This window comes from Pseudomonas sp. PA-4-8C (assembly GCF_021606625.1).
GTDB lineage: Bacteria > Pseudomonadota > Gammaproteobacteria > Pseudomonadales > Pseudomonadaceae > Aquipseudomonas > Aquipseudomonas lactis.
The window spans coordinates 1-11,209 of record NZ_WKCD01000179.1 but is presented as its reverse complement, the minus strand read 5'-3'; the positions used below and the strand labels follow the sequence as shown (position 1 = coordinate 11,209).

The window sequence follows — 11,209 nt, the reverse complement described above, 5'->3', positions numbered from 1 at the left end:
GTGTGCAAGAGGGGGCCAATGGCAAGCACCTGGTCGGCTACCTGGTGGCCGCCGATGCCACGCTCGACCCGAGCGAACAGCTGGAGCGTATCAAGCAACGCCTGCGTGCCGAACTGCCCGAATACATGGTGCCGCTGCAGTGGCTATGGCTTGACCGCCTGCCCCTGAATGCCAACGGCAAACTCGACCGCAAGGCCCTGCCGGCGCTGGAGATCGGCCAGTTGCACAATCAGGACTATGTGGCGCCGCGCACTGAACTGGAAACCACGTTGGCGGCTATCTGGGCCGAGGTGCTGAAAGTCGAGCGGGTTGGGGTGCAGGACAACTTCTTCGAACTGGGCGGGCACTCGTTGCTGGCTACGCAGATCGCTTCGCGGGTGCAGAAAACGTTGCAGCGCGATGTGCCGCTGCGGGCGATGTTCGAGTGCAGCACGGTGGCGGAGTTGGCCGGGTATATCGAGGGGTTGGCGGGCAATGAGATCAGTGCCGAGAAGGTGGATCGGTTGAGTGATTTGATGGCGGAGTTGGAGGGGTTCTAAGGCGCAAAGGGCGCTGTCCGTTGGTCGGGCAGCGCCGTTTTTTCAGCGCGAACTGTCAATTCTGACAGTAGGCGGGGGCGAAAAAATAGGACTCACTTAAGGGAGTGCCTTGGCCGGACTGGGCTGGTCGAGGATACCTACCTCTCTTGAACACGGAGTTCTGAAAATGGCCAAGCAAACCTCCACGCGTGAAGCCCCCTCAAATACCGACAATGCGCCAACGCCTTCAATTACGCCACAGCCGCAGGCGCTGGAAGTCGACGCGCCCATCATCTCCAGTGAGCTGTACGGGACGATTACGGCAGAAGCGATGGAGAAGGACTCATACCTGACTGTCGACTCGCGCATGGACAGGTTGGACATCACCGTAAAGTTCAGCATAAAGGAGGCGCCAGAGATCCGCTTGAATGATGTTGTTGACTCAAGCGGGCAGCCGGGTGCCAGGGAAATCCTGATTCCGCAGAAATACCTGACCATGTCCATGGGGTACACGCTGGTCGTATGGTACGAGGGCACAGTGAGCGGTAAACCAGCTGTTTCACTGACCAAGGAAGTGGGGGTGACTTTTTACTCGGCAGAACAAAGTAAAGCGCTAGCACCTCGATTAAGAGATGAAAAGGTATTCCAAAATACGCCAACCTATGACATGCACGATCACCAAGGCGATGAGATAGTTGAAATACCTATTCCTCCACTCGCCCAGGTTGGAGATAAAATTTACTGCAGTGTCGTTATTGAGCAATTCAGTGGAAAACCCGTTTTCTATATCGTGGCTTACGGGTACGCATTAACGCTCGAAGATATAGCATCAGGCAAAAAACTTGAATTTCCGATTCCTCGTGGTTGGCTGGCACGTCAAAAGCCACGTTACGAGTCAATTACTTGTCAGGCTGCCTGGATCACCAGTGGCGAGGAGCCCCAACCGCCGGCTGAAGTTGAAAATCCTGATGAAGAGACCCGGCTTCCCAGGAACGCTCTTCAAATCCAACATCGTCGTACCGCTGCTTTCATTGGGGATCAAGGCCTGGAGAATTTGCCGCCGCCCCATTTGCGGCAATCTGCGTTTTTCGACGATAAGTGGTGCCTTAACCCGCAACTCACCAAAAACGGGGGCAATGTGGACGCGCCGGAGCTGGACACGTACGCAGGTGATCAGATCTGCTTCTACGTGAGCGGCCCCGGCTACGGATCGACGTCACTTGGCTGCGTAGAAATTCAAAACGATGGAGAGCAGGCATCGGTCAAGTTGCCACGCTGTGTGATTGCCTGTTTCTTTAACAAGCCGATGGCGCTGAGCTATACCGTTCGATTTCCTAACTTGATGGGGCCTGAACCACAGTCTCCGGAGCGAGTGGTCAATGTACTTAAACCTAAACTTTCACAGTCGGAGATTGCAGAGGCGACCCACGGTAAGGTCAATCTCAATATTTTCTCTGAGGACGCAACGGCGTTTGTTCAGATAGGGGATTATGCCACCTGCGCCAATTATTGCTGGGCGTGGATCACAGGTACGCATGAGCACGGAAGTGACTATCGGTCTGATATTCTGATCAAGGAGCCTGTTACCGAGGACTGGATGAATAAAGGCGTTGAAACATTTATCCCCAGAGATAAGCTGCAAAAAATGGACGATTGCAGTGACTTTGAACTGCATTTTGCCTTTAGCTTCTGCGAAGCCTGTGATCGATCAGACGCTATTGAAGCTCCGGCTGCGAAATTCCATATCATCCAGGAAGACCTGGTGCTGCTCCCACCCACCGTCGACAAGGCGCAAGACAATGAATTGGAGCCGTGGAACGCTCGGGATGGCCTGGAAGTGACTGTCAGTTACCTGCGTATGAATGAACAACATGAGATCGCTCTATGTTGGCAGAGACCCAACGGACTCTACTGGACACTGGAGCCTCAGCGCGGCAGTCGTGAAGGCGTTGTCAAATTTCGCCTGCCTGCTGAAGCCGTGATCGAGAGCATGGGTGAAACCCCGAAGATTATTTACACCGTGACCACCACCTGTAGGGAGAAGGCCCAGATTTCATTGCCGCTGAATTTGAAGATCAATCTGCCCACACGGCTGAATGCTCCGAACGTGCTGGAGGCGACGCCTCCTGGAGTTGACCACGGTATTGTGGACTTGAAAGTCATTAACGGGAATGCCAATTCCTTCGAAAATTCGATGTGGTTTTTGCGGAAAGGGCATACATGCTGGCTGCGTGCAACGGGTACAGGTGAAAACGGCAATCCCCACACGTTTGTTGTATATGCGAACAGAGTCATCACGGAGGAGGAAGCAGCTAAAGGGGTGGCGGAGTCAGTACTGCGAACCGACCTGGATAAGCTAAAAGACAACACCAACTTGACCCTTACTTTCAGCGTGTCCACGCAGGGCAGTTCGAAGGAGAACGTGGTATGCCCACCGCGGGTGTTGACCGTGCTTGTTCCACCTAAGGTTCGTTATGAGAACTTTACAGGGCAGCCCACTCGACTCATTTCTGAGGGGGGAAGTATTAGCGTTCCGACCATGAATATATCGTTCATATCGGGCCCTGGACGAGCGGGTATTTCGACCTTTTCCGCAACGCCGGGAATGTTGGAGGGGCCTGCACTTGTGCTTGCCGATTCAAATTCAGCAACGAGTGCGCAGCGAGTACGATTGGGTCTGACCTTTACGTGTAAGCGCGTGAGGTGTGCATACACTTGGAACCATTACCCTACAACGGTTCACTTCTACAGTCCGTCAGGCGAACTTTTACGCACGGTGAGTCTAAACGGCAATCCTCTTAATGGTTGGATCGATGTCTCGGCGCCAGGAGGTTCGGTTATAGGCTATATGGAGATCCACTCTTCAGATTGGATGTATTTCGATTTCTTTACATTCTGGTTATAACTGAGCTGTTCTAGCCACTGGGGCGCCCTCGTAAGAAACGAGGGCGCCTTTCCACACAAGTCGTTCGTTTATAAACTTACTTCGGCCCCAAAATCTTCACCAACTTCTCCGGCGAAGGCGCCCCCTGCTGCTGTTGCAACCCACCCTTGTCATCCAGATAGAAAATCGCCGGCGTCGCCGACAACTCCAGTTCATCCATCAGCTTCATATTCGCATCAAGCTTGGCCTCGACCTCGGCCGGGATCTTTTCCAAGGCCTTGAGCTTGCTGCCCTTGCCGGCCGCTTCGTGCTCTTGCAGGGCTTTTTGCGGGTCTTTGGCGGCGAGCAGGGCGGCGGATTTGCCTGGGCTGTCTTCGCGGATGATGCCGACCATGATGTGGCGCAACTGCACCTTGCCGGCCTTGACCCATGGGCGGGCCTGTTCCCAGAACATGTTGCAATACGGGCAGTTGGGGTCGCTGAACAGGTAGACGGTGCGCGGCGCGTTTTTATCGCCGTCCTGGATCCAGCTGCTGTTTTCCATCTTGGCCCAGACTTCTTTGGCCATCGGCGCGTACACCAGTTTTTCCAGGGGCGCGGTGCTCAGGTCATTGCCTTGGGCGTCGTACAGGTTGCCCGCGATCACGTGTTTGCCGTCGGCGGTCAGGTACAGGGCCATGCCACGGTTCTGGTACTGGGCGGCGTAGCCGGTGAGGCCGCTGGGGGCATCGAATTTGCCGATGATCTTGGCGCCCTTGGCTTCGATCTGTTTGATCGGGGCCGGCAGGTCTTCGGCCTGGGCCAGCGCAGCGGCTAGCGTCAAAGGCAGCAGGGTCAGCAGGTGGCGGAGGCGAGGCATGTCGGTTTCCTTATCGTGGCGTTGTCGAAGGGTTCCATGGCGCGGGCCAGGCTGGCTTCGGAGAGTTCGCCCAGGTGGCTGTTGATCAGGCGCCCATCGGCTTGGTAGAACAGCGTAGTCGGCAGGGCCATGGAACCCACGGCCTGGCCGAGGCGGCCGCTGGCGTCGAACAGCACGTTGTCGAGGTTCAGGCCCTGGGTGGCCAGGTAGGTGCTGACGCTTTGCATGCTTTCGGCCTGGTTGACGAACAGGAAGGTCACGTCGGGGCGCATGCGCTGGGCGTTTTCCAGCACCGGCATTTCGCGTCGGCACGGCGGGCACCAGGTGGCCCACAGGTTGATCACCAGCGGGCCGCCCTGATAATCGGCCAGTTGCACCACTTCGCCATTGGCGTTGCGCAGGGTGATGTCCGGCAGGCGCGTGCCTTTTTCATACAGGCTCAGGGACAGGCTGGTCATGCCCCAGAACAACAGGCCGGTGATTACCCCGGCGCTGAGCGGCTTGCGCAGGGCCGGGCGACGCCAGCCGTACGCCAGCGCGCCGAGGATCAGCGCGATGATCCCGGGCCAGGCGAGAAAGCCGCCGTCACGCAGGTCGACCATCTCCACCCAGTCGTTGCTGTAATAACTCCAGTACATCAGCACAAAGCTGACCCGGGCGGCGAGCAGGCCCAGCAGAAACAGGCTGAACAGCACCGACTCCGGGTTCTCGCCGCCGCGCTTGGCCACGCGCCAGCCCACCAGGGTGGCGAGAATCAGTGCGCTGATCAGCAGGATGTGATTCAGGGCGATGGCGAAGGTGCCGATGGTCAGGGTCAACATCAGCGCGCGTCTCGGGTTTGTGTCCAGCGTTGCAGGAAGGCGGCGGCGTCTACTTCGCCGGTGATGCGTTGGGCGCGGCGTTCTTCACCGTCCGGGCCGATCCACACGAAGCTCGGTGGCCCCGGCACTTTGTAGCGGCCCAGCAGCTCGCGGCTGGCGGCGTTGTCGGCGGTGACGTCCAGGCGTAACAGGCGCACGTCTTTGAGCGCGTCCATCACCTCGGGTTTGCCGAACACCTGTTTTTCCATGATCTTGCACGACACGCACCAGTCGGCGTAGTAGTCCAACAGCACCCACTGGCCCTGGGCCTTGGCGCTGTCGAGTTGGCTTTGCAATACTGCCGGATCGCTGACCGTGGTGAAGGCATCGTGAGCGCTGGGTGCATCGGCGACCCGAGAGCCGCTGTAGACCTTCAACGGTTGCCACAGCTCATCGCTGCCACCGGCCGCACCCACCACCAGCACCGCGCCCCACAGGCCCAGCACCAGGGAACCGGCGCCAAATACCTTGGCCGCCAGGCCGGACTCACGGGCCAGCGCCCAGCCACAGTACGCCATCACCAGCGCCAAGGCGCCCCACAGGCCGATCCACAGGCTGTCGCCGACCACCGGGCGAATCATCAGCACCGCAGTGCCCAGGAACAGGAAGCCGAAGACGCCCTTGAGCACGTTCATCCAGGTGCCCGGCTTGGGCAGGAAGCGATTGCCCACGGTCACCAGCAACAACAAGGGAATGCCGATACCGATGCCCATGGCAAACAGGATCAGGCCACCGTGCAGCGCATTGCCGCTCTGGGCGATGTACAGCAGGGCGCCAGCCAGGGGCGCGGTCATGCACGGTCCCACCAGCAGGCCGGACAACGCGCCGAGCACACCGGCACCCACCAGGCTGCCACCGCTTTGCTGGCGGCTGACGTTATCGAGGCGGTCGCGCAGGAAGGCGGGCAGTTGCAATTCAAAGAAGCCGAACATCGGCAGAGCGAGCAGCACGAACAACGCCGCAAAGCTGCCGAGGATCCACGGCGTTTGCAAAAGTGCGGCAAGGTTGGCGCCGAGCAACGCGGCCATCACCCCCAAGGCGGCATATACCAGCGCCATGCACACCACGTAGCTGCCGGCCAGGGCAAAGCCACGGCGCGGGCTGGCGCCACTGCCCACCACCAGGCCGGCGAGGATCGGCAGCATCGGCAACGAGCAAGGCGCAAACGCCAACAGCAGGCCCAGGCCGAAGAACACCAGCAGGCTCCACCCCAGGCTGCGCTGCTGCAGGCCGCTGGCTAGGCTTTGATCCTGGGCTTGCGCGGTGGCGGCGACGGCCGGGTTGCCGCCCAGGTCCACGGTGATCGACTGCGGTGGATAGCACAGGCCCGCATCGGCGCAGCCCTGCCAGCCGAGCTTGACCTGGCCGGTGGTGCCGGCGGGGATCTTCACTTCCAGGCCCTGGCGATACACTTGCTGCTCGCCAAAGAACTCGTCGCTATGGGCTTCACCCTCGGGCAGCACGGGCTTTTCGGCCAGGCCGTCGAACTTCATGCGCTGCTGGTACAGGTAATAACCGTCGGCAATCTGCCAAAACAGCTGGGTTTCGCCGCTTTCAAGACGTTCGGAGGTAAAGGCGAAGGCTTTGCCCACCGGGAGGAAGTCGGGTTTGGTTTCGAAGGGGCTGCCCGGCGCTGCCTGGGCGAATCCCGCGAACAACACCAGCAGAAAGGTAAACAGATGCCGCATGGTCAAGCCTTAGTTCGATGCAAGTGAGGCACACAATGTGTGGCGTTGATTAACCGATGATTAACCACCGCTATTCTAGAGCGTAGGGATTATCCGGTGTTTCGAACTTTAGCGGCATAATGCGCGCTTAATCCGTGGCTTTTCTAATCGCGCCATCTTTCATGAAGGGTTAATCATGCACGTACTGGTCTGTGAAGACGACGAACTGATCGCCAGTGGCATCGTAGCCGGCCTGACCGCCCAGGGCTTTACCGTGGAGCGCGTGGCCACGGCCTCGGCTGCGCGGGCGATGCTCAAGGCCGCCGCCTTCGACATCATGGTGCTCGACCTTGGCTTGCCCGACGAAGACGGCCTCAAGCTGCTGCAACAACAGCGCAGCCAGGGGTTGGAGATTCCGGTGCTGATCCTCACCGCGCGCGACTCGGTGACCAACCGCGTCGACGGCCTGCAAGCCGGCGCCGACGATTACCTGCTAAAGCCCTTCGACCTGCGTGAACTCGCTGCTCGCCTGCAAACCCTGCTGCGCCGGGTGGCGGGGCGCAGCGTCAACCTGATCGAACATGGCCGCCTGGCCTATGACCCCAGCAGCCGCGAGACCTTCCTCGGCGGCCAGCCGGTAGATTTGTCCCGGCGTGAACAGGCGTTGTTGCAGGCGCTGTTGCACAACAAGGGGCGCGTACTGTCCAGCGAACAGCTCAAGGACAGCGTCTACGGCTTCAGCGACGAACTGGAAAGCAACGCCCTCAACGTGCATATCCACCACCTGCGGCGCAAGTTGGGCAACGGCATCGTCGAAACTGTCAGAGGGCTGGGCTATCGCCTGGGCACGGCTGACGGGGGAGACAACACGCCGTGATGAGCTTGCGTCTGCGCCTGACGTTCAAGCTGGGCGCCGCTTTTGTGCTGATCTGGGTGCTGGCGGCCGCCTGGATGCTCAACGATTTGCGCAACCAGATGATGTTTTCCCTCGACCAGCGCCTGGTGGCTTCGGCGCGCATGGTGGCCGGGCTCACCGAGCAGATGCCGGGCCTGGCCAGCGTCAGCGGTGGCGCGCATTTGCGCACCGAACAACTGAATGTGCCGGGCGGCATGGCCTGCCAGGTCAGTTCCTTGCGCGGCGAGATCCTGGCGCGTAGCCATACCACGCCGGAGGAAGGGCTGGAGTCGCGCCGCAGCGGTTTTCGCGACCAGATCATCGACGGTGTGGGCTGGCGCAGTTTTACCCTGTCCCGTGGCGATTTGCTGATCACCACCGCCGACCGCCAGGTGGAGCGCGAAGCCCTCAACCTGTCGATCCTGCTGGCGGCGTCGGTGCCGGTCGGCGTGGCGTTGCTGGGCTGCCTGTGCCTGCTGTGGCTGGGCATCGGCCAGAGCCTGGTGCCGCTCAACCGTATGCGTGACGCGCTGATGCGGCGCAGTGTCGACTCCCTCGAACCCTTGCAGATTCACCCGCTGCCCAGTGAACTCAAGCCGTTGCTCGACACCCAGAACCAACTGCTGCAGCGCATTGCCAAGACCATCGAGCGCGAACGTCGCCTGACCGGTGACGCCGCCCATGAACTGCGCAGCCCGTTGACCGCGATCAAGACCCACCTGCAAGTCGCGCGCATGACCGAGGGCGCGGCCCGCGACCAGTCCCTGGCGCACGCCGAGGAGGGCGCCGACCGCTTGCATCGCACCCTGGAGCAACTGTTGTTGCTGGCGCGGGTGGAAGGCAGCCTGTCGTTTGATGATGGCTTGCAATCGAGTGCCGAGGAAGTCGCCCGGTTGGCGATCCAGGATGCCAACGCCGGTGACAATTCCCGTATCGATCTGATCCTGGCGCCGGATCTCTCCCACGCTCCGGTAGAAATGCCCGTGGGCCTGGCCGTCGCGGCCTTGCGTAACCTGCTGGACAACGCCTTGCGCCATACCCCCGCCGAGACTCGCGTGGAACTGAAGGTATTTTCTACCCCGGATAACGTGGTGTTCCGCGTGCGTGACCATGGCCAGCAGATCTCCAGCGAAGACCTGCAATACCTCACCCAACGCTTCTGGCGCAATGGCAGCAGCGAAGGCTGTGGCCTGGGCCTGGCGATTGTCCAGGCGATTGTGCAACGTTGCTCCTGCTCGTTGCATTTTGACAGCCAGCCCGACGGTATGCGGGTCGACCTGGGCATGCCGTTGCGGCGCTGAACTGACTTTTCACGTGGCAAATAATTACCGTCCGCCTGAGGCTCAAGCCTTCAGGATGGCGGTAATTTTTTTGCGCTTGAACGGGCCGAATGAGTCGGCCTGAATTGAAAAGGACCGTTCTTATGTTGGTGATCGACACCAGTTTCCCCGCCAGGGATTTCAACGACCGCCGCGGCGAAACCGTGCAACAGGTGGTTTTGCACTACACCGCTTCGCCCTTTGCTTCCTCGCTACGCACCCTCACTCAAGATGGCGTCAGCGCTCACTATCTGCTGCCCGACCCTGATGAACCCAGCTACCGCGCCGCCGGTTATGAAGAACTGCGGGTGTTTCGCCTGGTGGACGAGGGCCAGCGCGCCTGGCATGCAGGCGTGAGCTATTGGGCGGGGAAGGCCGACCTCAACAGCCGCTCGATGGGCATTGAAATCGTCAACCTGGCGCGGGATGACGCGGGCGTCTTTACCTTTCCTGAATATGCACCAGCGCAGGTTGATGTATTGATTGAATTGCTTCGCGACCTGCTGGAACGTTATCCGCAGGTCGGCCCTACTGACTGGCTCGGGCATTCGGACGTGGCCTACTGGCGCAAGAGCGACCCAGGGCCTCGGCTGCCGTGGCGGGTGCTGCATGAAGTCGGCATCGGGGCCTGGTTTGATGAGTCGACCCGGGCGATGTACCAGCGCCGCTTTTGTCTCGGCTTGCCGCCGGAAGTGGAAGTGGAGCGGGCGTTTCAGCGGTATGGCTACAAGCCCGCGCAGAATCGCCAGGCCTTTGAGCAGCGTACCCGAGCGTTCCAGATGCACTTTCGGCCACTGGATTATTGTGGGTTCCTGGATGCAGAGACTTGCGCGATCTTGTATGCACTGAACGAAAAGTACCGTGGGATTTGATGCCGAGCACTGTTCAAATGTGGGTCCCCCATGTGGGAGGGGGCTTGCCTGCGAAGACGGCCTGCCAGCCGACACTGTTATACCGAGTACATATCCATTGCTGCGGTAACGGCCACTTAGGGTTCCGCTCTGACAGCGGGTCACTTTTGGAAGGACCGGAATGCCGGCCCAGCCAAAAGTAACCAAAAGGTCCTCGCCCCAAATCACTGGCGGATTACGGCCAGCGTGGTTTAACGGGGCGCCTGAGATCAAAAGCAGATCAAGAGCGGCTCGCTTCGCATCGTGGTTAGCGGTGGCTGCGGCGAACTGCATAGTCGGTAAATATCCGACCAACCTCCTAAATCCCCGTGCACCTGAAGCGTCTCCACAACAGGAAATCCGTGCGCATGCCCTTGGGCCAGACGCCAACGGATCGGCAGTTTGGTCACCATCATCAGCGTATTGAGGGATCCAGAGATGTCAGTCGCTACCAGCCGTATCGAAGACGCCCCGGTGCAGGCCGCGGAAACGCTCTATCAGTTTGACGAAAGCCCGCTGCTGGCCCGTCAGCGCCAGCAGGAATCCAACGCCCGCAGCTACCCACGGCGCATTCCCCTGGCGCTCAAGCGCGCCAAGGGCATTTACGTGGAAGACGTGGAGGGGCGCCGGTTCATCGATTGCCTGGCCGGTGCCGGCACCCTGGCGCTGGGGCATAACCACCCGGTGGTGATCCAGGCCATCCAGCAAGTGTTGAGCGACGAACTGCCCCTGCACACCCTGGACCTGACTACGCCGGTCAAGGATCAATTCGTGCAGGACCTGTTCGGTTTGCTGCCCTCGGAACTGGCGCGGGAAGCCAAAATCCAGTTCTGCGGCCCCACCGGTACCGATGCGGTGGAAGCCGCGTTGAAGCTGGTGCGCACCGCCACCGGGCGCAGCACCGTGCTGTCGTTCCAGGGCGGCTATCACGGCATGAGCCAGGGCGCGCTGAGTCTGATGGGCAGCCTGGGGCCGAAGAAACCCTTGGGCGCATTGCTCGGCAACGGGGTGCAATTCCTGCCATTCCCGTATGACTACCGTTGCCCGTTTGGGCTGGGTGGCGCCGAAGGTGTGCGGGTCAACCTGCATTACCTGGAAAACCTGCTCAACGACCCGGAAGCCGGCGTGTTGCTGCCGGCGGCGGTGATTGTCGAAGTGGTCCAGGGTGAGGGCGGTGTGATCCCGGCGGACCTCGACTGGCTGCGTGGCCTGCGCCGTATCACCGCGCAAGCGGGGGTGGCGTTGATCGTCGATGAAATCCAGAGTGGCTTTGGGCGTACCGGCAAAATGTTTGCCTTCGAACACGCTGGCATCATC

Annotated in this window: 9 protein-coding genes; 6 read left to right on the top strand and 3 right to left on the bottom strand. The window is 60.1% G+C overall.

Annotated elements, in window-relative coordinates:
- Both GIW04_RS21400 and GIW04_RS21395 read left to right on the top strand, forming a co-directional pair.
- Positions 1-539: phosphopantetheine-binding protein (locus GIW04_RS21400; RefSeq protein WP_236479177.1), on the top strand; the 539-nt coding region annotated here is incomplete at its 5' end.
- Positions 540-705: 166 nt separating this feature from the next.
- A complete protein-coding gene (locus tag GIW04_RS21395; RefSeq protein WP_120248404.1) occupies positions 706-3,423 on the top strand; it encodes a hypothetical protein in 2,718 nt (905 codons plus the stop codon).
- Positions 3,424-3,499: 76 nt separating this feature from the next.
- On the opposite strand, the gene dsbG is transcribed toward GIW04_RS21395, so the two are convergent.
- The 3 genes from dsbG to dsbD are packed head-to-tail and all read right to left on the bottom strand — an operon-like array spanning position 3,500 to position 6,809.
- Complete coding sequence (gene dsbG / locus GIW04_RS21390) at positions 3,500-4,261, bottom strand: thiol:disulfide interchange protein DsbG (protein ID WP_120248403.1); 762 nt, start codon at positions 4,259-4,261, stop codon at positions 3,500-3,502.
- Positions 4,237-5,082 (bottom strand): TlpA disulfide reductase family protein, encoded by an 846-nt coding sequence (locus GIW04_RS21385; RefSeq protein WP_034136092.1) that lies wholly within the window; start codon positions 5,080-5,082, stop codon positions 4,237-4,239. Before GIW04_RS21385 ends, dsbG begins: the two co-directional genes overlap by 25 nt.
- Complete coding sequence (dsbD, locus tag GIW04_RS21380; RefSeq protein ID WP_003192857.1) at positions 5,082-6,809, bottom strand: protein-disulfide reductase DsbD; 1,728 nt, start codon at positions 6,807-6,809, stop codon at positions 5,082-5,084. The genes GIW04_RS21385 and dsbD overlap by 1 nt, the downstream gene beginning before the upstream one ends.
- Before the next feature lie 175 nt (positions 6,810-6,984).
- Between dsbD and GIW04_RS21375 the strand changes: the two genes are divergently transcribed.
- From GIW04_RS21375 to GIW04_RS21360, 4 genes are all read left to right on the top strand, one after another.
- Complete coding sequence (locus GIW04_RS21375) at positions 6,985-7,665, top strand: response regulator (RefSeq protein ID WP_003192855.1); 681 nt, start codon at positions 6,985-6,987, stop codon at positions 7,663-7,665.
- Positions 7,665-8,984, top strand: a complete 1,320-nt coding sequence (locus tag GIW04_RS21370) for an ATP-binding protein (protein WP_120248402.1) — start codon at positions 7,665-7,667, stop codon at positions 8,982-8,984. The genes GIW04_RS21375 and GIW04_RS21370 overlap by 1 nt, the downstream gene beginning before the upstream one ends.
- Before the next feature lie 122 nt (positions 8,985-9,106).
- Complete coding sequence (locus GIW04_RS21365; RefSeq protein WP_120248401.1) at positions 9,107-9,874, top strand: N-acetylmuramoyl-L-alanine amidase; 768 nt, start codon at positions 9,107-9,109, stop codon at positions 9,872-9,874.
- A gap of 456 nt (positions 9,875-10,330) precedes the next feature.
- Positions 10,331-11,209, top strand: an 879-nt coding sequence (locus GIW04_RS21360; RefSeq protein WP_236479176.1) for an aminotransferase class III-fold pyridoxal phosphate-dependent enzyme, incomplete at its 3' end; no start/stop codon positions are given.

What these genes read in the sequence shown, in the direction of transcription:
- GIW04_RS21375 (WP_003192855.1), top strand. Translation starts at nt 6,985, where the DNA reads ATGCACGTACTGGTCTGTGAAGACGACGAACTGATCGCCAGTGGCATC.
- GIW04_RS21370 (WP_120248402.1), top strand. Translation starts at nt 7,665, where the DNA reads ATGAGCTTGCGTCTGCGCCTGACGTTCAAGCTGGGCGCCGCTTTTGTG.
- GIW04_RS21395 (WP_120248404.1), top strand. Translation starts at nt 706, where the DNA reads ATGGCCAAGCAAACCTCCACGCGTGAAGCCCCCTCAAATACCGACAAT.
- dsbD (WP_003192857.1), bottom strand. Translation starts at nt 6,809, where the DNA reads ATGCGGCATCTGTTTACCTTTCTGCTGGTGTTGTTCGCGGGATTCGCC.
- GIW04_RS21385 (WP_034136092.1), bottom strand. Translation starts at nt 5,082, where the DNA reads ATGTTGACCCTGACCATCGGCACCTTCGCCATCGCCCTGAATCACATC.
- GIW04_RS21365 (WP_120248401.1), top strand. Translation starts at nt 9,107, where the DNA reads ATGTTGGTGATCGACACCAGTTTCCCCGCCAGGGATTTCAACGACCGC.
- dsbG (WP_120248403.1), bottom strand. Translation starts at nt 4,261, where the DNA reads ATGCCTCGCCTCCGCCACCTGCTGACCCTGCTGCCTTTGACGCTAGCC.